Source organism: Shewanella halotolerans (assembly GCF_019457535.1).
In the GTDB taxonomy this organism is placed as follows: domain Bacteria; phylum Pseudomonadota; class Gammaproteobacteria; order Enterobacterales; family Shewanellaceae; genus Shewanella; species Shewanella halotolerans.
Map to the genome: position 1 here is coordinate 1,208,936 of NZ_CP080417.1, position 22,941 is coordinate 1,231,876.

A 22,941-nucleotide genomic window follows, 5' to 3' on the forward strand; every position below is an offset into this window, starting at 1 on the left:
GACGCCTTTTCTCATCTGTTACCTAGTTCCGCTATCTATTACGCTTTCTCTGGAATACGTTCCAGTACGGCGAGGAGTAGCTTCCAGTATTGCTCGACGGTCTCAATTAACACCATCTCATCTGGGCTGTGTGGGAAGCGGATGGTGGGGCCAATGGAGACCATATCCATCTCTGGGTAAGGCTTCTTGAACAGACCACACTCCAGACCCGCGTGGATCACCATGATGACGGGTTCCTTGTTGTAGATAGACTCATAGGTGTCTTTCACAATCGCCATCACAGGAGAGCTGCTGTCTGGCTTCCAGCCTGGGTAGGCACCGCTGAATACCACTTCGGCACCGGCCAGGTTGCTCAGGGCGGTGAGGTAGCCTTCGACTTCTTCGCGGCCCGAGTCGATCAGCGAGCGGATAAGGCAGAGGATGCTTACCGATTCGGCTTCTGTGGTGATCACACCAACGTTGAGCGAGGTCTCGGTCACGCCTTGGATCTCGTCGCTCATGCGCATCACGCCGTTAGGGCAGGCGTTTAGCAGGTCGATCAGTGTCTGCTGAGTGGCTTCGCTCATCACCTGGGTGGCGGCCGGGATCTCGCTGAGGGTCAGCAGCATGTCAGGGTCGGCGATGGCCAGTTCCTGACGGACCAGATCTGTGTATTCCTGGATCAGAGTTTCCAGGCGTGGCAGGTTTTCGCTTGGCAGCATGAAGCTGACGCTGGCCTCACGTGGGATGGCGTTACGCAGCGAGCCGCCGCTGAAGTTGGTCAGTTCCAGTGCCAGTTCGTCGGCATGGTTAAACAGGAAGCGGGCCAACAGCTTGTTGGCGTTGCCGCGGCCTAGGTGAATGTTCACCCCTGAGTGACCGCCCTTCAGCCCAGATAGGGTGAGGGTGTAGGTCGACAGACTCGGCTCGGCCGCCTGCCATACCATAGGCACAGTGATCTGGGCATCGACGCCGCCGGCGCAGCCCATGTAGATCTCGCCTTCCTGCTCTGAGTCTGTGTTGATCAGGATCTCGGCGTCCAGGTAACCGGCTTCCAGGCCGAATGCACCTGTCATGCCTGCTTCCTCATCTATGGTTAACAGGACTTCCAGTGGGCCGTGTGGGATGTCGTCGCTGCCGAGGATAGCCAGCGCAGAGGCCATGCCGATACCGTTGTCTGAGCCCAGGGTGGTGCCCTTGGCCTTAACCCACTCGCCGTCTACATAGGCTTCGATAGGATCTTTCTCGAAGTCATGCACCTTGTCGGCATTTTTCTGCGGCACCATGTCGATATGCGCCTGCAGGGCCACGATCTTGCGGTTTTCCATGCCAGGGGTTGCCGGCTTCTTGATGATCAGGTTACCGACCTTATCTTCGACAACGCTGAGTTGTTTGTCTTTGGCCCAGTTTTGGATGTATTGGCTTAGTGCCTGCTCATGCTTGGAAGGGTGGGGAATGGCGCAGATCTGTTCAAACCACTGCCAAAGTGCCTGAGGTTGCAATTGACTTAATGTGCTCACGGACAAACTCCTCTGTAATAAAGGTCTTTGAGGTCTAATTTGGCGATAGTCTATCATAGACTCTAGTGGTGCGGGGGCATGAAAGCGGGTAGGTATCCCTCAAGTGTCATACTAAGTTGCCACCCGCCAAAAGCCGCCTTAGGGGGCGGCATCATTATTTTCATTTGGCATTGGCGCCAGATAGGACAATAATGCCAACACTCACGGCGATTTAACCTTGCTGGACATGGCCTTAACCCAACCCTCAAACCTTGGGTAAGCGGCCTTACAGAGATGGCAGGGGTTAGTATTGTCTTTAGTGAGAGGTTGATATTCATGATAGGCAGGCAAAGATCTGTCAAAGCTCAGGGCGCTTATATGGCTTATATAGGTGCCAGTTGATTCGGCTAAGACCGAAAAACCGCTAGATGAAAAGGATGAGGCATGACCGGGGTTCAATTTATAGATGTAACAGATTCAGAAGCCATTTTTGACGATAACCAGTGGGATGCCGTAGTACTGGTAACCCATGGCCTAGACGCTATCGCCCAAGAGGAGCTGGCCATGCTCGCCAGCCATGGCGCCCAGGTGGATGCCAGGGTAGGGCGCTCGACCACGCTGTTGTTTGCCCCCGGGCTGGCCGGTGGTCGCCTGATTGTGGCGCCGGTGGCAGATGGCGACAGTGATATTCAGGATGTGCGCGGCTATAGCGACGCCGCTCGCCAAGGCATAAAAGTAGCCTTCGATGCCGGCGCCAGACGCCCGCTGCTGATCGTCACGCCATCGACTCAGGCGAGATATGCGCAGTCCATGGGGGTTGCCGCGCTGGGTTGTGCCCAGGCGTTATGGCAGTCGCTGGAGCGCCGCGAGGCACTGGGTGAGATGGATAACATCTCTAAGATCGGCCTGCTGGTGGATGATAAGGCCGCTGAGCTGCTTAGCGCCATCGAGGCGGGTAAACACTTGGCGCGCGACCTTTGCGGCACTGAGCCTGAGCGCATGTCGGCGCCCGCCTTTGCCCAGTATTGTGTCGATGCGCTTAAGGGGCTGGGGTTGACCATGTCTGTGGTCGAAGACAGAGACGTGCTCGAGCGCGACTATCCGCTGCTGAGCGCCGTGGGCCGCGCCTCTTTTGCGGTCTCAAGGCATCAGCCTAGAGTGGTCAAGCTGGAATATAAGGCCGAGGGGCCTATCGAGCGCAGCTACTTCTTTGCCGGTAAGGGCGTTGTGTATGACACGGGCGGGGCCGACCTTAAGGTTGGCGGCGCCATGGCGGGGATGAGCCGCGACAAGGGCGGCGCGGCCGCGGTTGCCGGCTTGATGAAGACCCTGGCCTTGCTGAAACCTAAAGGCGTTCGTGTGGTGGCCGAGCTTGGCCTGGTGCGTAACAGCATTGGCAGCGAGGCCTTCGTGACCGATGAGATCATTACCAGCCACGCAGGTGTGCGGGTGCGTATCGGTAATACAGACGCCGAAGGGCGTTTGGTGCTGGCGGATCTGCTGTCGCACCTCAGACTCAAGGCCCAGGACGCGGTGGCGCCGCAGCTCTTCTCGGTAGCGACCCTGACAGGCCATGTGGTGCGCGCCTACGGTGGCTATACTGCCGTGGTTGAAAATGCCGTGGCGCGTCAGCAGCAGGTGGGTGACAGCCTGCAGGCGATCAGTGAGGCCTGGGGTGAGCCGATAGAAGTATCGCGCCTGCGCCGTGACGATTATCAGAAGATAGTCGATCCTTCTGGCGCGGCGGATGTGCTGTCGTCCAACAACGCGCCTTCCTCCGTGACAGCCAGGGGCCATCAGTATCCCGCCGCCTTTCTGCTGAAGGCCTCAGGGTTGGAGGCCCACGGCCTGACAAGCGACAAGCCGCTGGCCTACACCCATGTGGATATTGCGGGTAGTGCGACCGAGGGTGACCCCTTGTATGGCACGCCTACCGCGGCGCCACTTGTCAGTTTGTGTCAGCTGATCCGTGGCTGAACCAAGCAGACCCTAGCCTAGCTGGGCGCAAAATTTGACCGGGGCAAGCATAGGCTTGCCCCTTTTTGTTGCCGGATCACAATAGGGTGAAAAAGCGTGATCTCGACCCGCCTCGTAATGGAATTTTGATGTAGTAAAATTACAGTTTGAAGGGTTTTTTAAAAAAAATAGAAAAAAAGCTTGTAATAAAACTACATTTTAATATAATGGCTCTCGTTGGTTAGACACAGTGTCTTCCACCTCAAAGTCTATCCAGGATGGATAACTCTCCAAGGAACCGAGCGACAAGTTGACTGCGGCATGGCCCCGGAAATGAAAGGCCTGCCAAGTTTCACTAGAGATTATTTTTTCAACTTTGTTAGGAGTTAATGACTATGTCTTATACAGGAATTCAGCACGTTTATTGGCAGAATACTTGGTTTTGTACCGATGCCCTTCGCGGTGGTCTGTACGCTATGACTTTTAAGGGCTAACTACCCCTGAGATCATTTGAACCTAGTTCACTTGATTAAAGTAGTTGCATCATCCATCAACCTTACCCCATTTGGGGATTTTTAGACTCAAGTTGTCTATTGCTCATTGAGCGGTAGGCCAGTGTAACCCGCTAGCGCGGTAACTCTTTCCTTTCGGAACACTTGAAACATGTCTCGCCTGCTCTTTGAGCAGGCTTTTTTTTGCCTGAAATTTGTCATCTCTGTCTCGCATCCCCGGCGATAAATCTGGCGTAGATCACCTTTATGCAATCGTCTCGAGTCATGGCTCTAATCTGGCTCGCGTTTGCGCAATTATTGCGTATATAATCGTCGCTTGTTATCAAGTCGTTAACTTGGTTTCAACTTTTACCCTACCTAAATAAACCATAATTAAATCAAGGAACCTCGTTCCATGTTAGAAAAAGTCTTTAAGTTAACCGAGCACCAGACAACGTTAAAACAAGAGGTGGTGGCCGGATTGACCACCTTTTTAACCATGGCCTATATCATCTTCGTCAACCCCATGATGTTGGCCGATGCGGGCATGGACCATGGCGCCGTGTTCGTCGCCACCTGTTTGGCCGCGGCCGTGGGCTGTCTGGTGATGGGCATAGTGGCAAACTATCCTATCGCCTTGGCTCCGGGCATGGGGCTCAACGCCTTCTTTACCTATACCGTCGTTGGCGAGATGGGCTACAGCTGGGAGACGGCGCTGGGCGCGGTATTCCTCTCGGGTATCTGCTTCCTGATATTGTCTTTGGTGAAGATCCGCGAGTGGATCGTCAACAGCATCCCTATGTCGCTGCGTCTGGGGATCGCCGCCGGTATCGGCCTGTTTCTGGCGCTGATTGGCCTCAAGAGTGCCGGCATAGTGGTGGCCAGCCCCGCGACTCTGGTGACCATGGGCGATGTGACCGCCTTGCCGGCGGTGATGTCTGTGCTGGGCTTCTTCATCATTATCGCTCTGGTACACAGAGGCTATCAGTCGGCGGTGATCATCAGCATCCTGGGGATCACGGCGCTGGGCCTGCTGCTGGGGGATGTGCAATATAGCGGCATGATCTCGACGCCACCGTCGATTGCGCCCACCTTCATGAAGATGGATCTCTCCAATGTGCTTGAGATCAGCATGCTCTCCGTGGTGTTCGCCTTCCTGTTTGTGGACCTGTTTGACACCTCTGGCACCCTGGTGGCCGTGGCTCAGCGTGGCGGCTTCCTCGACGACAGAGGCAGACTGCCGCGTCTCGGCCGCGCCCTGACCGCCGACAGCAGCGCCACTATCGCCGGCGCCATGTTAGGCACCTCGACGACTACCAGTTATATCGAGAGTACGGCCGGGGTGAGCGCAGGTGGCCGCACCGGACTCACCGCCGTGGTGGTGGGGATCATGTTCCTGCTGTCGCTGTTTATCTCGCCGCTGGCGGGCATGGTGCCGGCTTACGCGACTGCGGGCACACTCTTCTATGTCGCCATCCTGATGATGTCTGGTTTGGTGCATGTGGATTGGGAAGATCTCACCGAGGCGGCGCCTGTGGTCGTGGTCTGTATCCTGATGCCGCTGACCTTTTCGATCGCGACCGGCATAGCCATGGGCTTTGTCGCCTATGCGGGGATCAAGCTCTTCAGCGGTCGCTACAAGGATCTCTCTTTGGGCGTCTTGGTGCTGGCGGCGCTGTTCCTGGCTAAGTTTATTTATGGCTAAGTCTATCTATGGCTAAGTTCTTCTATGGCTAAGTTCATCTATGCTTAGGTTTTTGGCAAGAGCCAAATTTAGCTTAAGTTGACTGCCAGTCAGCTTAGATTAAAGGTCATACAATGTATGGCCTTTTTTATGGGCTTTTATTGAAGGAAAGTAGACTGGCTCTAATCTTTTATCTTACCCGCTACCATTTGCCCTGGGGATTGGGTATAACTTGGGGTTCGGTTTTTTTCTGTCTAAATGTCAATGAACTTAAGTGAGATAGGCTACCGCCGTGTGGTGGTAAAGTTGGGCACTAGCGTGCTCACCTCCGGATCGCGCCAGCTGGATAAGGCGCATATGGTTGAGCTGGCCAGACAAATGGCCAAGCTGATGAAGTCGGGTGTCGAAGTGGTGCTGTGCACCTCGGGCGCCATCGCGGCCGGACGCGAACACTTAGGTTACCCCACACTGCCGGATACGGTCGCCAACAAGCAGCTGCTGGCGGCCGTCGGCCAGAGTCAACTGATCCTCGCCTGGTCACAGCTGTTTAGCATCTATGGGCTGCATGTGGGCCAGCTGCTGCTGACCCGTGCCGATCTGCACGACAGGGAGCGTTATCTCAACGCCAGAGACTCACTCAACGCCCTGCTGGCCAACGGCATCATTCCTATCATCAACGAGAACGATGCGGTGGCCACCAACGAGATCAAGGTGGGTGACAACGACAACCTGTCGGCTCGGGCGGCGCTGCTGTGTGATGCAGACTTGCTGATCCTTTTGACGGATCAGAAGGGCCTGTTCGATGCCGACCCAAGGGCTAATCCTGATGCCAAGCTTATCAAGCAGGTGGTCAATATCGACGACAGCCTGCGCAGCCTGGCGGGCGGCGCGGTTTCCGGCCTGGGCACAGGCGGCATGGCGACTAAGCTGCAGGCGGCGGATATTGCCCGCCGCGCCGGAGTCGAGGTGGTGATCGCCTCGGGTCATCATCCTAAGGTGATCTTAGATGCCGTATGTCAGCTGCCGGTGGGCACCCATTTTACCGCGCTGGAAAATCCGCTGGAGAGCCGCAAACAGTGGATCTTGGCCGGCCCGGCGACCAAGGGCCGGCTGGTGCTGGACAGCGGCGCCATTAATGCCGTGACCCTGAAGGGGCGCAGCCTGCTCTCGAAGGGGATAGTGTCGGTGAGCGGTGTGTTCGACCGCGGCGCCACCCTGCAGCTGGTGGATGAGCAGGGGCGGGAGCATGCCAGGGGCATGAGCCGTTACAGCGCCAAAGATCTGCAGAAGATCGCCGGTAAACATTCGGATGAAATTGAGTCGCTGCTGGGCTACGACTACGGCGATGCCATAGTGCATCGTAACGACATGGTGGTCCTGTAAGGTTTTCGGCAGAGTCAATCTGTGCAGATTAAAGATGAGTGGAACAGAAATGATGGACGATAAACAGCAGTACTTAAACATACTCGGCGAGCAGGCCATGGCGGCCAGCTACGCCATGGCGAGCCTCTCGGCTTCGCAGAAGCGCGACTTGCTTAGGGCAATTGCCGCCAAGCTTACCGATAAGCGCGCGCAGATAGTTGCTGCTAATCAGCAGGATGTGGCCAAGGCACGGGAAAACGGCCTGAATGATGCCATGATAGACAGACTGCTGCTGGACGAGTCGCGACTATCTGGCGTGATTGCCGACATCGAAAACGTGGTGGCCCTGGCCGATCCTATCGGTAGCGAGTTGGAGAGTCAGCTGCTGGATAACGGGCTGCGCTTGTCCCGCCGCCGGGTACCGCTTGGCGTGCTCGGGGTTATCTATGAGGCGCGCCCCAATGTGACCGTAGATATCGCCGTGCTGGCGCTCAAGACGGGCAATGCGGTGATCCTGCGTGGTGGCAAGGAGACCCTGGCTTCTAACCTGGCATTAAGTGAGGCGATCAGGGAAGCCATTAGCGAGCAGGGGCTGCCGAGCGATGCGGTGCAGCTGATCCAAGATCCAGACCGTGCCCTGGTCTCTGGTTTACTCAAGCTCGATAAATATGTGGACATGATAGTGCCCCGAGGTGGTCAGAACCTGCAGCGCCTGTGCGCCGAGCAGGCGACCATTCCGGTGATCCTTGGTGGTATCGGTATCTGCCATCTCTATGTGGATAGCGAGGTGGATCAGCTAAAAGCCATCGAGGTGATCGCCAATGCCAAGGTGCAGCGCCCGACCGTGTGTAACGCCCTGGATACTGTGCTGGTTCACCAGTCTATCGCCCAAACTTTCCTGCCTAAGCTCTATGCCCACCTAAGTGCACTCGGCGTGAGTTTCTATGCCTGTGAACAGGCCGAGGCGATAGGCAAGGATGCAGGCACTGTCACTCATAAGGCGAGCGATGAGACCTTTGGTACAGAGTGGCTGTCGCTGAACCTGGGTGTCAGGGTGGTGGATGATATGGATATGGCGATCGCCCATATTCGCCGCTTCTCCAGTGGCCACTCCGAGGGGATATTGAGCGATAACATTCCTGCCACGGCCCGTTTCATCAACGAGGTGGATGCGGCGGCCGTGTATGTCAACGCCAGTACCCGCTTTACCGATGGTGGCCAGTTTGGCCTGGGCGCCGAGGTAGCGGTATCGACTCAGAAGCTGCATGCCAGAGGCCCGATGGGGCTCGAGGCGCTTACCACCTATAAGTGGATTGGCGTCGGCGACTACACCGCCCGCGGTTAATCGGGCTAACAGCCTGCAGTTTAAAGGAGCCTTAGGGCTCCTTTTTTTTGCTTCGCTAAGTTCTATATAAGTCACTTTATTTAAATCACTTTATCCCTGTAGCTTTATCTCAGTCGCTTTATCCCATGATCGGTAGTGATGAAATTGACCAGATCCCTTGGTGAGTTTCGCAACTTGTTTGGGGAAAACCTTAAATCAAAAATGCAGAATCACCATAAATTGGCACAATTACAACGAGTTACAGTTTTGGCATCTTGCTTGCTTTGTCTTAATCAATCTCACAGGGAGTCGGTTACGGAGCTTAAGATGAAAAACAACATGGTTAACAAGGCATTGGTAAGTTTAAGTCTGCTAGTAGGTTTGATGAGCGTGGGCGCTCAGGCGGCCTCTAGCATCACACTCAACGATGAGTTCGACTATCGCGGCCAGAAGGTGGCGCTGGACATGGATGTGGGTCAGGCGGAGCTGATCGCCGGCGACCAGGATAAGGTGCGGGTCGAGGTGGTCGTAAAAGCCAACGATTCGAAATGGTTTGGCTTCTGGCAAAACAGCGATGTGAGCTCGGCCAAGTTCGATATTCTCGACGACGGCGACAAGCTGGTGCTGCGCCTGGCGGATCAGGATGATGTGAACCAGAAGTGGCGTGTCTATCTGCCCCGTAACGCCGCGCTCAAGGTGGATGCCGGCGTGGGCGAGGTGATCGTCGATGGCCTGAGTGCCAGCATAGAGGTGGAACTTGGGGTAGGCCGCGCGGAGATCACGCACCAGGCGAGCTTTGGTGATGTGTCGCTCGAGTCGGGCGTGGGCGAGGTGAGCATTCGTGACGGTGGTCAGCGCCTCAAGGTAAATCAGAACTTGGTGAGCCAGAGCTATCATCAGCAAGGCACAGCCGGCGATGACCATCTGTATGTCTCGGTGGGTGTGGGCGAGATAGACGTGCGCAACTAGCCACCGAAAATCATTAAGCGATAAGCGTAAAAAAACCGACCCTAGGGTCGGTTTTTTTATGCAAGAGCGTCTATCTCTGACAGCTTATGTTAACCGATGACTTTAGTTCTCCGGCGTCAGCGCAGGGGCTGTTTTGGCGCGCAGGCGTTTAAGCTGAGGCAATAGCTGCTGCAGCGCCAGCGCGGTCAGGATAAGTCCCAGGCCGATAAAGGTCGACGGGGTGATGGTCTCTTGCAGGATCCAGGCGATGAAGCCCACCGAGAGCACGGGGGTGATGAAGACCAGGGTACTCATGCTGGCGGTGCGATCCGCTTTTTTCAGGGCGACCAGCCAGAGGACGAAGGTGACTCCCATCTCAAACAGGCCTACATAGATGCCGGCGCCAAGGGCCTTGAGATCCCAGCTCGGCAGCGACTGGGTCAGCAGCAGGGTCACCAAAATAAACGGCAGTCCCACCAAGAAGCTCAGCAGCAGGCTCACCACAGGGTCGCCCTCATCCTTAGTGTTGACTATCCAGTAGAGGGACCAAAGCAGGGTGCTGGTGAGCGCTAGCAGTACCCCGGTAGCACTCTCGAAGCGCACGCTGGTGATCTCGCCATTGGTGGCGATAACGAAGACACCCAGATAGGCGATCAACGCCGCGGTGAGATCGCTCTTGCGTAGCTTCTGTTTCAATAGTGGCACCGCCAGCAGCGGCAGCAGTATGGCCCAGGTGTAGTTGAGTGATAGCGCTTGCTGGGCGGGGAGCAGGGCGTAGGCCTTGAACAGCACCAGATAATAAAGGAAGGGATTGAGCAGCCCGGTCTGCAGGTAGAACCAGGGACGACTGTTAAATTGGCGCTTAATGAGGTGCAGCTTACCGGTCGCGGCGAGTATGACGCCTAGGGCGAGGATAGAGGTCGAGACGGCGACAAACACTAGCTGTAGGGGCGTAAAATGGCTCAGGGCCAACTTGAAGGCGGTGGCGACGGTCGACCAGAGTAAGATGGCCGCTAAGGCATAGAGATAAGCTTGGTTGGATGATTTCACTGAACCTTCTCACTAAACGAGACAACTAAAAAAATCCCACGCGCCTAGGGCACAGAGGGAGTTTTACTTCGATTGCATGCATTATACGCTTCTTGTTGGCCGCCCGGCAGCTTTTAAGATCAAAAAAATACTCAATTAAGTTAATTTTTATCTTTCTTGCCCTTGTATTCCCAATTGCTGTCCCAATATAGGGTGTTAAGGAAAGATATTGGCTCGGAAAATTAGGCTTGAAAACGAATTCGCCTATCCCCATATCTGAATCAGATAACAAAGTTAGCGTAAGTTAAAAGTTTTTTGGAGGACTCCATGGGTAAAATTATTGGTATCGATTTAGGTACAACTAACTCTTGTGTAGCTGTACTTGATGGCGATAAAGCACGCGTAATTGAAAACGCGGAAGGCGATCGCACTACCCCGTCGATCATCGCATATACAGGCGAAGAAGTATTAGTTGGTCAGCCTGCGAAACGCCAAGCTGTAACAAACCCAAAGAATACCTTCTTTGCTATTAAGCGTCTTATCGGTCGTCGTTTCAAAGATGACGAAGTACAGCGCGACGTAGACATCATGCCATTTAAGATCATCGCGGCAGACAACGGTGATGCATGGGTTGAAGCGCACGATAAGAAGATGGCGCCGCCACAAGTTTCTGCAGAGATTCTGAAGAAGATGAAGAAGACTGCCGAAGACTACCTGGGCGAGCCAGTAACTGAAGCGGTAATTACCGTTCCGGCTTACTTTAACGATTCACAACGTCAGGCTACCAAAGACGCCGGTCGTATCGCGGGTCTGGAAGTTAAGCGTATCATCAACGAGCCTACTGCTGCGGCACTGGCTTACGGTATCGATAAGAAGCAAGGCGACAATATCGTTGCGGTATACGACTTAGGTGGTGGTACTTTCGATATCTCTATCATCGAGATCGATAGCGTAGATGGCGAGCAAACTTTCGAAGTGCTTGCAACAAACGGTGACACTCACTTAGGTGGTGAAGACTTCGATAACCGTCTGATCAACTACCTGGCCGACGAGTTCAAGAAAGAGCAGTCTCTGGATCTGCGTAACGATCCACTGGCGATGCAGCGTCTGAAAGAAGCTGCCGAGAAGGCGAAGATTGAGCTGTCTAGCACCACGCAGACTGAAGTTAACCTGCCATACATCACGGCAGATGCGACAGGCCCTAAGCACTTAGTGGTTAAGATCACTCGCGCCAAGCTTGAGTCTCTGGTTGAAGACCTGATCCAACGTTCACTCGAGCCGCTAAAAGTGGCACTGGCTGACGCAGACCTGTCTGTATCAGACATCAACGAAGTGATTCTGGTGGGTGGTCAAACCCGTATGCCTAAGGTACGTGCAGAAGTTTCTGCCTTCTTCGGTAAAGAGCTGCGTCAAGACGTTAACCCTGATGAAGCGGTTGCTATCGGTGCTGCGGTTCAGGCGGGTGTACTGGCCGGTGACGTGAAAGACGTACTGCTGCTAGACGTAACGCCTCTGTCTCTGGGTATCGAAACCATGGGCAGCGTGATGACTAAGCTTATCGAGAAGAACACCACTATCCCGACTAAGGCTAGTCAGACCTTCTCAACGGCCGATGACAACCAGAGCGCGGTAACCATTCACGTGCTACAGGGTGAGCGTAAGCAATCTAGTGCTAACAAGTCGCTGGGTCAGTTCAACCTGGAAGGTATCGAGCCTGCACCACGTGGCATGCCACAAATTGAGGTGGCCTTCGATATCGACGCCGATGGTATTCTGCACGTATCTGCGACCGACAAGAAGACGGGCAAGGCACAGAACATCACCATCAAGGCCTCTTCTGGTCTGAGCGATGAAGAAGTTGAAGCTATGGTACGTGACGCTGAGGCGCACGCCGATGAAGACGCTAAGTTCGAAGAGCTAGTGACTGCACGCAACCAGGCTGACGGCATGGTTCACGCAACTAAGAAGCAGATCGAAGAAGCGGGCGATGCACTGCCAAGCGAAGACAAAGAGAAGATCGAAGCAGCGATGGCTGAAGTCGATACAGCCACTAAGGGCAACGACAAAGAAGCTATCGAAAAGGCAACGCAAGCCCTGATGGAAGCGTCTGCCAAGCTGATGGAGATCGCTCAGGCTAAGGCGCAAGCTGGCCAAGGCGAGCAGGCTCAGCAGTCTAACGAAGCTCCTGCTGATGATGTTGTCGATGCCGAGTTTGAAGAAGTTAAAGACGACAAAAAATAATTCAGGCCCAGCCTAAATTATTTCCAGCGGGCGTTATGGGGTAACTCTAACGCCCGTTCGTACAACTTAAGGGGCAGTTGATCTTTTTAGATTGAACAAAAAGTAAACCTAAAAGGTCAACAGACCCTAGCGCAGAAAGTATGAGACTATGTCAAAGCGAGATTATTACGAAGTATTGGGCGTAGGTCGCGACGCCAGCGAGCGTGAGATTAAGAAGGCCTATAAGCGCCTCGCCATGAAATTTCACCCGGACCGCAACCCAGGTGACAAGGCGGCTGAAGCCAGCTTCAAAGAGGTAAAAGAAGCCTACGAAATTCTAACCGACAGCGATAAGAAGGCGGCCTATGACCAGTTTGGTCATGCGGGTGTCGATCCTAACCGCGGCGGTGGAGGATTTGGCGGCGGCGCCGACTTCGGTGATGTATTCGGTGACGTATTTGGTGACATCTTCGGTGGTGGACGCCGTGGTGGCCAGCGTCAGGCGGCGCGCGGCTCAGATCTGCGTTACAACCTGGAACTGTCACTGGAAGAGGCTGTACGTGGCCTGACCAAAGAGCTGCGTATTCCGACCTTAGCCACCTGTGATCTTTGTGATGGTAGCGGCGCCAAGAAAGGCAGCTCACCGACCACATGTGGTACCTGTCACGGTCAGGGCCAGGTGCAGATGCGCCAAGGTTTCTTCGCTGTGCAGCAAGCCTGTCCTACCTGTCATGGCCGCGGTAAGATCATCAAAGATCCTTGCGGTAAGTGTCATGGCGAAGGCCGCGTAGAGAAGAGCAAGACGCTGTCGGTGAAAATTCCTGCGGGCGTGGATACCGGCGATCGCATTCGTCTGTCGGGCGAAGGGGAAGCGGGCGAGTTCGGCGCGCCTCCAGGGGATCTCTATGTGCAGGTCACAGTGCGTGAGCATGCCATCTTCGTACGTGACGGTAACAACCTCTATTGCGAGGTGCCTATCTCATTTAGCACGGCGGCATTGGGCGGTGAGATCGAAGTGCCGACACTCGATGGCAAGGTCAACCTGAAGATCCCATCGGAAACCCAGACGGGTCGTATGTTCCGTCTGCGTGGCAAAGGGGTTAAGTCGGTGCGCAGCCATGCGGTCGGCGACCTGCTATGTAAGGTGGTGATGGAAACGCCTGTGAATTTGAGCGACAAGCAGAAAGAGCTGCTACGTGAGTTCGATAACACCCTGACGGGTTCGTCAAAGAAGCACAGCCCTAAGGCGGAAGGCTTCTTCGATGGCGTGAAGAAGTTCTTTCAGGACTTGAACAGCTAAGCCTTGCTGATACACAATTAAAAACCTCGCAATGCGAGGTTTTTTTATCGCTAGATGTTTTATACCAATCGTAGTAAATAATTGATCATACTAGTTTGTTAAAACGCCCGATAACTGCGTTACTATTTTTGATTGTAGAAGAACTACGTATCGAAAAATTCCGCCTTGTTCTCGAGCGTTTTTCCTGCACTATTTCTGAACACTTACTTACCGTGATTGGTATTAGCTATCTTTAAATAGCCAAGAATAAAGTTTCATAACGAGAAGGGATAAGAGATGAAACAGTTAACTGCGGCGCTGGTAATACTTTTATTAGCCGGCTGCGCCACCACACAATCGCCCACAGGGCGTAAACAGACCCTGCTGTTTTCAGCCCAGCAGATGGATCAGATGGGGGCCGAATCTTTTGCCGAGATGAAGAAGCAGCAGAAGGTGAGCCTGGATAAGCAGGTCAATCAGTATGTGGCCTGTGTGGCCAACCGCATCACCTCGGTATTGCCGGGCCGTCAGCCCAACTGGGAAGTGGTGGTGTTCGAATCGGATCAGGTGAACGCCTTCGCCTTGCCTGGAGGGCATATCGGCGTCTATACCGGATTGCTCAAGGTGGCGAAGAGTCAGGATCAGCTGGCGACCGTTATTGGCCATGAGGTGGCCCACGTGCTGGCCAATCACAGCAACGAGCAGGTGTCACGGGCGCAGATGACAGGCGTTGGCATGCAGATCGCCGGCGCCGCCATCGATGTCAGCGGCTTGAGCAACAAAGACCTCTACATGTCGGCCCTGGGCCTGGGCGCTCAATATGGCTTTATCCTGCCTTATGGCCGTGCCCAGGAGAGCGAAGCAGATGTCATGGGCGTCGAGCTGATGGCCAGAGCCGGGTTTGACCCCAGCCAGAGCATTAGCCTGTGGCAAAACATGGCCAAGGCGGGAGGCAGTCAGGGCCCAGAGCTGCTGTCGACCCATCCGTCCCATGACCACCGCATCGCCGATCTGCAGCAGATGCTGCCGGAGGTGACGCCGCTGTATCGAGCCGCGAGCGCCAGTGGAAAAAATCGCTGTGACTAGGGTCAATTTTTGGGTTTTTTATCACAGTCTGTGATAAAATCCGCCGCGAAATTAATTGAATAAATGAGAGTACAATCATTATGTCTGATAAGTTCACCACAATTGAACAGCACGCCAGCTACGGCGTTGGCCGCCAATTAGGCGAGCAACTCGCAGCTAACTCATTCGAAGGTATCGATATTTCAGCTGTTCAGGTTGGTCTGTCAGATGCGTTTGAAGGAAAAGAGAGTGCTGTCTCTATGCAAGATCTTCAAACTGCATTCACTGAGATTAGTCAGCGTATTCAAAAGGTTCAGGAAGAAGCTGCCGCGGCTGCATCGGCCGAAGGCGAAGCTTTCCTGGCTGAAAACCAAAAGCGTGACGGCGTTGTGACCCTGGAGTCTGGTCTGCAATACGAGATCATCACCGAAGGTTCAGGCGACAAGCCAAGCTATGATTCGACTGTGCGTACTCACTACCATGGTACTTTCATCAGCGGCGACGTATTCGACAGTTCAGTACTGCGCGACCAGCCTGCCGAGTTCCCAGTCTCTGGCGTGATCGCCGGTTGGACCGAGGCACTACAACTTATGCCTGTTGGTTCTAAGTGGAAGTTGTATGTACCGCATCACCTGGCCTATGGCGAGCGTGGCGCAGGTGCCTCAATTCCTCCTTATTCGGCACTCGTGTTCGAAGTGGAATTGCTCGACATTATCTAATCGAAATAGCCTAAGCGTTTGCTTAGGCTTTTTTTTGAAATGATTTGGCGTTAGCCTTGTGCTCAAATAACCGCAGCAAATGTTTAGGAGAATTAGATGACAGAGCAAGTAAGAGTGGCGATAACCGGTGGCAGTGGTCGCATGGGCCGAACTCTTATTGAATCGGCAAAACTCAGCAGCAACATCTATTTAGGTGCGGCGGTTGAGCGTGCGGGTTCCACATTGATAGGTGTCGATGCGGGCGAACTCGCCGGTGTGGGCGCGATGAATGTTGCCATCACTGATTCGCTGGACAATGCCGTAGACGATTTCGATATCCTGATCGACTTTACCTCGCCCGAGGCCAGTGTGGTGCATACCGACTGGTGTTCTCGTAACGGTAAGGCGATCGTCATCGGCACCACAGGTTTCAATCATGCCCAGAAAGAGCAGATTGCCGCCTACGCCGAGAACACGCCTATCGTGATGGCGCCTAACATGTCTGTGGGGGTCAACCTGATGTGGCGCTTGCTGGAGCTGGCCGCCGAGGTGATGGGCGACTACACAGATATCGAGATCATCGAGGGTCACCACAGACATAAGAAAGATGCGCCGTCGGGCACTGCACTTAAGATGGGCGAGGTGATCGCCGAAGTCTTGGGGCGCGACCTGGAAAAATGCGCCGTCTATGGCCGTGAGGGGATCACCGAAGAGCGTAGCCGTGAGACCATAGGCTTCTCTACCATTCGCGCCGGTGATTTGGTGGGTGAGCACACCGCCATGTTTGCCGATATCGGTGAACGTCTGGAGATCACCCATAAAGCCTCGAGTCGTATGACCTTTGCCAACGGTGCCATGCGCGCCGCATTTTGGCTGGGCGATCAGGGCCCCGGATTATACGACATGCAACAGGTCTTGGGCCTGAAGGATTAGTATTTAAAAAAAACGCCAATTTGGCGTTTTTTTTTGAAAGAAAGTACCGCTTATCTATAGACGAACTTCACAATTACCTATAAAATTGTCGGAATTTGTCAAAATTTCGTATTTAAGCGGAAGTTGGTATTTTAAAAGCAAAATAAAACCTTATTATTCAATGGCTTGGCTCTTTTCGGAGGTCGCGTTGACAAAGTCTGCCTTACTCGTACTCGAAGATGGAACCGTATTCTCTGGCACTGCAATCGGTGCTGATGGACTCGCAGTTGGTGAAGTGGTATTTAACACTTCCATGACGGGTTACCAAGAGATCCTCACGGATCCTTCCTATTCTCGTCAAATTGTTACTCTAACCTACCCGCACATTGGTAACACTGGTACCAATAGTGAAGATACCGAATCTGAAGCCGTCCATGCATGTGGTCTGATCATCCGCGATCTACCGCTACTGGCGAGCAACTTCAGAAATCAGCAATCCCTCAGCGATTACCTAAAAAGCAACAATGTTGTAGGCATTGCCGATATCGACACACGTAAACTAACACGTATCCTCAGGGAAAAAGGGGCACAAGCGGGTGCCATCTTAGTGGGTGACATGGATGAAGCTAAGGCGCTGGCGGCTGCCAAGGCGTTCCCTGGCTTGAAAGGCATGGACTTGGCCAAAGAAGTGACCACGCAGAAGCAATACCAATGGCGTAGCGGTAGCTGGCGTCTGGTGGGCGGCCTGCCGAGTGACACCCCTGAGTCAGAACTGAAATACAAGGTCGTGGCCTACGACTACGGCGTTAAGCGCAACATCCTGCGTATGCTGGTTGACCGCGGCTGCGATGTGACCGTAGTACCGGCGCAAACCCCTGCTGCTGAAGTGCTGGCGATGAATCCAGATGGCATCTTCCTGTCAAACGGCCCTGGCGACCCAGAGCCATGTGACTACGCCATCGAAGCGATTCAGGCTTTCCTCAAGACTGACATACCACTCTTTGGTATCTGCCTTGGCCATCAGCTGTTGGCACTGGCCTCAGGCGCTAAGACACTGAAGATGAAGTTTGGTCACCATGGTGCCAACCACCCGGTGAGCAACCTGGAGAAGGGCAACGTGATGATCACCAGCCAGAACCATGGTTTTGCTGCCGATGAGACCAGCCTGCCGGCCAACGTTAAGGTGACCCATAAGTCGCTGTTTGATGGCTCGTTGCAGGGTATTCACCTGACCGACAAGCCAGCGTTCAGCTTCCAGGGCCACCCTGAGGCAAGCCCGGGTCCGCACGACGCCGCGCCGCTGTTCGATCACTTTATCGAGTTGATCGAAGAATATCGTCATAACGCCAAGTAGTCCGGGAGAAAGTTTCAGCAATGCCAAAACGTACAGACATAAAAAGTATTCTCATCCTGGGGGCCGGCCCGATTGTTATCGGTCAGGCATGTGAGTTCGACTACTCGGGTGCCCAGGCGTGTAAGGCGCTTCGTGAAGAGGGTTACCGGGTTATTCTGGTGAACTCTAATCCAGCGACCATCATGACAGACCCAGAGATGGCCGATGCCACTTACATCGAGCCTATCCACTGGGAAGTGGTGCGCAACATCATCGCTAAGGAACGTCCCGATGCGATTCTACCGACCATGGGCGGTCAGACGGCACTGAACTGTGCCCTGCGCCTCGAGGCAGAAGGTGTGCTGGCCGAATTTAACGTCGACATGATCGGCGCGACCGCCGATGCCATCGACAAGGCCGAAGACCGTAGCCGTTTCGATGCGGCGATGAAGAAGATTGGTCTCGAGTGTCCTCGCGCCGGTATCGCCCGCAGCATGGAAGATGCCTACGAGGTACTCGAACAGGTTGGTTTCCCTTGTATTATCCGTCCATCATTCACCATGGGTGGCTCGGGTGGTGGTATCGCCTACAACAAGGAGGAGTTCGAGGAGATCTGTTCTCAGGGGCTCGAGCTGTCACCGACCAACGAACTGCTGATCGATGAGTCGCTCATCGGTTGGAAAGAATATGAGATGGAAGTGGTTCGTGACCGCAACGATAACAGTATCATCGTCTGCTCTATCGAAAACTTCGATCCTATGGGCGTGCACACCGGTGACTCAATCACAGTCGCACCGGCGCAGACCCTGACCGACAAAGAATATCAGCTGATGCGTAACGCATCACTGGCGGTTCTGCGTGAGATTGGCGTAGAAACCGGTGGTTCAAACGTTCAGTTCGGCATCAACCCGAAAGATGGCCGTATGGTGATCATCGAGATGAATCCGCGTGTATCGCGTTCATCTGCCCTGGCATCGAAAGCGACAGGTTTCCCTATCGCCAAGATCGCCGCTAAGCTGGCGGTGGGCTTCACCCTGGATGAGCTGAGCAACGACATCACTGGCGGTGCAACGCCAGCCTCGTTTGAGCCTGCCATCGACTACGTGGTTACCAAGGTGCCACGCTTCAACTTCGAGAAATTTGCCGGTGCAAATGACCGTCTGACCACTCAGATGAAGTCTGTGGGTGAGGTGATGGCGATCGGTCGTACCTTCCAAGAGTCGCTGCAAAAAGCACTGCGCGGCCTCGAGGTAGGCGTTAATGGCCTGGATCCTATCGTCGATGTCGAAGATAACGATGCCCTGTCGCGCATTCGCCACGAGCTGAAAGAGCCGGGCGCCGAGCGTATCTGGTATATCGCCGATGCTTTCCGCGCCGGTCTGAGCATGGATGCCATCTTCAAGCTGACCAATATCGACCCTTGGTTCCTGGTGCAGATTGAAGAGCTGCTATCACTTGAGAACCAAGTGAAAGAAGCTGGCATGGCTAGCATGGACAAAGATTTCCTTTACAAGCTCAAGCGTAAAGGTTTCTCCGATGCGCGTCTGGCGGCCCTGATGGGTGTTAGCGAGTCTGAGATGCGTAAGCTGCGTTACCGTTACGAAGTGTACCCAGTGTACAAGCGCGTTGATACCTGCGCCGCCGAGTTCTCAACCGATACCGCCTACATGTACTCGACCTATGAGGAAGAGTGTGAGGCTAACCCATCTAACCGCGACAAGATTATGGTGCTGGGTGGTGGTCCTAACCGTATCGGCCAGGGTATCGAATTCGATTACTGCTGTGTGCACGCGGCGCTTGCCCTGCGTGAAGATGGTTACGAGACCATCATGGTCAACTGTAACCCAGAGACAGTCTCTACCGACTACGATACCTCTGACAGACTCTATTTCGAATCTGTGACCCTGGAAGATGTGCTGGAGATCGTCCGCATCGAGCAGCCTAAAGGGGTTATCGTACAGTACGGTGGTCAGACACCGCTGAAACTGGCTCGTGACCTGGAAGCCGCCGGTGTGCCAATTATTGGTACCAGCCCGGATGCCATTGACCGCGCCGAAGACCGTGAGCGTTTCCAGCAGGCGATTCAACGCCTGGAGATGAAGCAGCCGGAAAACGATACCGTCACTACGGTAGAGGGCGCAGTGATCGCCGCCGAGCGTATCGGGTACCCGCTAGTGGTACGTCCATCCTACGTACTGGGTGGCCGCGCGATGGAGATCGTTTACGACGAGCAAGACCTGCGTCGTTACTTCAACGAAGCGGTTAGCGTCTCTAACGCCTCACCAGTATTGCTGGACCGCTTCCTCGACAACGCCACCGAGGTGGATATCGATGCGGTATGTGACGGCACGACCGTAGTGGTTGGCGCCATCATGGAGCATATCGAGCAGGCGGGTGTTCACTCGGGTGACTCGGGGTGTTCGCTGCCACCATACACACTGAGCCAGGAGATCCAGGATCAGATGCGCGAACAGGTGCGTAAACTGGCGATGGAACTCGGCGTTGTGGGTCTGATGAACGTGCAGTTCGCGGTACAAGACAACACCATCTACATGATCGAGGTTAACCCGCGTGCGGCCCGTACCGTACCATTCGTCTCTAAGGCGACGGGTGTTCCTCTTGCTAAGATAGCCGCGCGCGTCATGGCCGGTCAGAGTCTGGAAGAGCAGGGCTTTACCAAAGAGGTGATCCCACCTTTCTACTCGGTGAAAGAAGTGGTGCTGCCGTTCAACAAGTTCCCGGGTGTTGACCCGCTACTTGGCCCTGAGATGCGCTCTACTGGTGAGGTCATGGGCGTGGGTGCTACCTTCGCCGAGGCTTACGCCAAGGCTGAGCTGGGTGCGACCTCTGAGGTGCCTAAGTCGGGCCGTGCGCTGCTCTCTGTACGTAACAGCGATAAGAAGCGTGTTGCCGACTTGGCCGCCAAGCTGATTGAGCTGGGCTATGAGATCGATGCCACCCACGGCACAGCAGTCGTGCTGGGCGAGGCGGGTATCAATCCTCGTCTGGTGAACAAGGTACACGAAGGTCGTCCGCACATTCTTGACCGTATCAAGAACGATGAGTACACCTATATCGTGAACACTACCGAAGGCCGTCAGGCGATCGAAGACTCACGTCAGCTACGTCGTGGCGCGCTGCGTTACAAGGTGAACTACACCACGACCTTGAACGCCGCTTTTGCGACCTGTATGGCGCACTCTGCCGACAGTCGCACCAATGTTACCTCAGTGCAGGAGCTGCACCAGCGCATTAAAGGCTAAGGGTTAACCCTTACGAAAAGGCCGCGCAAGCGGCCTTTTTTATGGGCATTCAATTGGTTGAAATAGATATAACAAGGCAATCTCGATACTGGGCTAATGGCACCATCTTGCTTGCCTTGCGCGCGCCATGGAACACACAGTTCTGAGGGCGCGCTAACAAACTCTTGGGGATCCGATAGCTTCTCTATGCATCAGGGTATAGAATAGATGGATTCCAAGCGTTCTTTATTCCTGGTCAGTGGCCCAAGTGGTCAGGCTGACTAGGCTGCTTTTGTTTTGAGGAGACGAGTGTTCCTATGAATAAGGTTCCAATGACAGTTGTTGGTGCAAATCAACTGCGTGAAGAGTTAGATTTTTTGAAGTTTGAGAAGCGTCCAAAAATTGCCGAGGCCATTGGGATTGCGCGTGAACTGGGCGATCTGAAAGAGAACGCCGAATACCACGCTGCCCGCGAAGAGCAGGGGTTGTGTGAGGCCCGCGTGCGCGATATCGAAGGCAAGCTGTCTCACGCGCAGATCATCGACGTGACCAAGATGGAAAACACAGGCCGGGTGATTTTCGGCACCACGGTAACCATTTTGAATCTGGATACCGAAGAGGAATTTACCTACCGTATCGTGGGTGAAGATGAAGCCGATATTAAGGCGAACCTTATTTCTGTGACCTCGCCGATCGCTCGCGGCCTGGTGGGTAAATCGGAAGGGGATGAAGTCTCTATTCAGACCCCGGGTGGTATGACAGATTATGAGATCACTGCGGTAGAGTATATCTAAACTGATTTATGCTCGATTCATGCCCACAAAAAAGCCGCTATCGATAGCGGCTTTTTTGTGGGCATGAGTCCAGGAGTTATTTAGCTCTTGGTACGGCAATCTTCATCTCTGGAGATTGACGGAATAGGACCAATACGTGACCGATAAGCTGAACCTTTTCAGCTTGAGTTTCGCGTACAATGGCGTCAACGACTGCATTTTTTAGCTCTCTGTCTCCAGAGGCAACTTTCACTTTGATTAATTCATGATGAGAGAGTGCATTATCAATTTCAGCCAGTACACCTTCAGTCAGGCCATTGGCACCAAGCTGCACAACAGGCTTGAGGTTATGCGCTAAGCCTTTTAGATGCTGTTTTTGTTTGGTTGTTAAGTTCATTTCTACCAACTTTATGCTGAGTTACTGTTGAAAAACCGCTATTCTACCCTCATATAGCCTTTGTGTAACTCATATTTGTTGCGGATTTTAAATGTCAGGTAAAAAACGAACAGCCAGTTCCACCCGTTGGATGCAGGAACATTTCGATGATCATTATGTTAAGTTGTCGCAGAAACGGGGATTGCGTTCGCGCGCTGCGTTTAAAATAGAAGAGATACAACAAAAGGATAAGCTGATCCGCCCCGGCATGACAGTGGTGGATCTCGGGGCTGCTCCAGGGGGCTGGTCGCAGATCGCCGTCAAGCTGGCGGGAGAGACAGGTAAGGTTATCGCCTGCGATATTCTGCCTATGGACCCAATTGTCGGTGTCGATTTCCTGCAAGGCGATTTTCGTGAAGAGAAGGTGCTTAACGCCTTACTCGAGCGCGTAGGCGATGCTAAAGTCGATGTTGTATTGTCGGATATGGCACCTAATATGAGTGGTACGGGCGGCGTAGATCAGCCGCGCGCCATGTATTTGGTGGAGCTGGCACTGGATATGTGTCATCAGGTGTTGGCACCAAATGGTAGTTTTGCTGTCAAAGTCTTTCAGGGGGAGGGCTTTGATGAGTATATGAAGGCGGTGAGAGAGGCATTTACCACCGTTAAAACACGTAAGCCAGACTCGTCGCGACCGCGTTCGCGTGAAGTCTATCTTGTGGCGACAGGTTACAAGTTGTAGTAACCTAACGTCAGTAACCGCAAGACTGT

Annotated in this window: 17 protein-coding genes; 14 read left to right on the plus strand and 3 right to left on the minus strand. The window is 53.9% G+C overall.

Going from position 1 to position 22,941, the window contains the following annotated elements; genetic code table 11:
• Positions 1 to 38: 38 nt before the first annotated feature.
• Complete coding sequence (locus K0H81_RS05370) at positions 39 to 1,499, minus strand: aminoacyl-histidine dipeptidase (protein ID WP_220060162.1); 1,461 nt, start codon at positions 1,497 to 1,499, stop codon at positions 39 to 41.
• A 423-nt stretch (positions 1,500 to 1,922) separates the two neighbouring features.
• Between K0H81_RS05370 and K0H81_RS05375 the strand changes: the two genes are divergently transcribed.
• The 5 genes from K0H81_RS05375 (at position 1,923) to K0H81_RS05395 (ending at position 9,264) form a co-directional block, all read left to right on the plus strand.
• Entirely contained in the window at positions 1,923 to 3,455 is a 1,533-nt protein-coding gene (locus K0H81_RS05375) for a M17 family metallopeptidase (RefSeq protein ID WP_220060163.1), read from the plus strand.
• A gap of 885 nt (positions 3,456 to 4,340) precedes the next feature.
• Positions 4,341 to 5,630, plus strand: a complete 1,290-nt coding sequence (locus K0H81_RS05380; protein ID WP_011866646.1) for an NCS2 family permease — start codon at positions 4,341 to 4,343, stop codon at positions 5,628 to 5,630.
• A 243-nt stretch (positions 5,631 to 5,873) separates the two neighbouring features.
• Positions 5,874 to 6,992 carry a glutamate 5-kinase gene (gene proB, locus K0H81_RS05385; RefSeq protein ID WP_041406688.1) on the plus strand — a complete coding sequence of 373 codons (1,119 nt, stop codon included), beginning with the start codon at positions 5,874 to 5,876 and terminating at the stop codon, positions 6,990 to 6,992.
• A gap of 34 nt (positions 6,993 to 7,026) precedes the next feature.
• Positions 7,027 to 8,316, plus strand: a complete 1,290-nt coding sequence (locus K0H81_RS05390; RefSeq protein ID WP_220060164.1) for a glutamate-5-semialdehyde dehydrogenase — start codon at positions 7,027 to 7,029, stop codon at positions 8,314 to 8,316.
• A gap of 306 nt (positions 8,317 to 8,622) precedes the next feature.
• A complete protein-coding gene (locus K0H81_RS05395; protein ID WP_041406686.1) occupies positions 8,623 to 9,264 on the plus strand; it encodes a hypothetical protein in 642 nt (213 codons plus the stop codon).
• Positions 9,265 to 9,366: 102 nt separating this feature from the next.
• Here K0H81_RS05395 and K0H81_RS05400 read toward each other — a convergent pair whose 3' ends face one another.
• Entirely contained in the window at positions 9,367 to 10,293 is a 927-nt protein-coding gene (locus K0H81_RS05400; protein WP_220060165.1) for a DMT family transporter, read from the minus strand.
• 306 nt (positions 10,294 to 10,599) lie between these two features.
• On the opposite strand from K0H81_RS05400, the gene dnaK reads away from it, so the two are divergent.
• The 8 genes from dnaK to greA all read left to right on the plus strand — a co-directional run bounded on the left by dnaK (position 10,600) and on the right by greA (position 21,815).
• Complete coding sequence (gene dnaK / locus K0H81_RS05405) at positions 10,600 to 12,513, plus strand: molecular chaperone DnaK (RefSeq protein ID WP_144203821.1); 1,914 nt, start codon at positions 10,600 to 10,602, stop codon at positions 12,511 to 12,513.
• Between the two features lie 148 nt (positions 12,514 to 12,661).
• Positions 12,662 to 13,792 carry a molecular chaperone DnaJ gene (gene dnaJ / locus K0H81_RS05410; protein ID WP_033537389.1) on the plus strand — a complete coding sequence of 377 codons (1,131 nt, stop codon included), beginning with the start codon at positions 12,662 to 12,664 and terminating at the stop codon, positions 13,790 to 13,792.
• 276 nt (positions 13,793 to 14,068) lie between these two features.
• A complete protein-coding gene (locus K0H81_RS05415) occupies positions 14,069 to 14,857 on the plus strand; it encodes a M48 family metallopeptidase (RefSeq protein WP_220060166.1) in 789 nt (262 codons plus the stop codon).
• Positions 14,858 to 14,937: 80 nt separating this feature from the next.
• Positions 14,938 to 15,555: a BamJ family beta-barrel-assembly machinery protein gene (gene bamJ / locus K0H81_RS05420; RefSeq protein WP_144203819.1), complete on the plus strand. Its 618-nt coding sequence runs from the start codon at positions 14,938 to 14,940 to the stop codon at positions 15,553 to 15,555.
• Between the two features lie 96 nt (positions 15,556 to 15,651).
• Positions 15,652 to 16,467, plus strand: a complete 816-nt coding sequence (dapB, locus tag K0H81_RS05425; protein WP_011866637.1) for a 4-hydroxy-tetrahydrodipicolinate reductase — start codon at positions 15,652 to 15,654, stop codon at positions 16,465 to 16,467.
• 160 nt (positions 16,468 to 16,627) lie between these two features.
• Complete coding sequence (gene carA, locus K0H81_RS05430) at positions 16,628 to 17,800, plus strand: glutamine-hydrolyzing carbamoyl-phosphate synthase small subunit (protein ID WP_144203818.1); 1,173 nt, start codon at positions 16,628 to 16,630, stop codon at positions 17,798 to 17,800.
• A gap of 20 nt (positions 17,801 to 17,820) precedes the next feature.
• Positions 17,821 to 21,042, plus strand: a complete 3,222-nt coding sequence (carB, locus tag K0H81_RS05435) for a carbamoyl-phosphate synthase large subunit (RefSeq protein WP_144203817.1) — start codon at positions 17,821 to 17,823, stop codon at positions 21,040 to 21,042.
• A 296-nt stretch (positions 21,043 to 21,338) separates the two neighbouring features.
• Positions 21,339 to 21,815, plus strand: coding sequence for a transcription elongation factor GreA (gene greA, locus K0H81_RS05440; protein WP_144203816.1), 477 nt, complete (start codon positions 21,339 to 21,341; stop codon positions 21,813 to 21,815).
• 76 nt (positions 21,816 to 21,891) lie between these two features.
• Here the strand turns inward: greA and yhbY are convergent, their stop codons facing one another.
• Positions 21,892 to 22,191, minus strand: a complete 300-nt coding sequence (yhbY, locus tag K0H81_RS05445) for a ribosome assembly RNA-binding protein YhbY (RefSeq protein ID WP_033537396.1) — start codon at positions 22,189 to 22,191, stop codon at positions 21,892 to 21,894.
• A 91-nt stretch (positions 22,192 to 22,282) separates the two neighbouring features.
• Between yhbY and rlmE the strand changes: the two genes are divergently transcribed.
• On the plus strand, positions 22,283 to 22,912 hold the full coding sequence (rlmE, locus tag K0H81_RS05450; protein WP_011866632.1) for a 23S rRNA (uridine(2552)-2'-O)-methyltransferase RlmE: 630 nt from the start codon (positions 22,283 to 22,285) through the stop codon (positions 22,910 to 22,912).
• Positions 22,913 to 22,941: the final 29 nt, after the last annotated feature.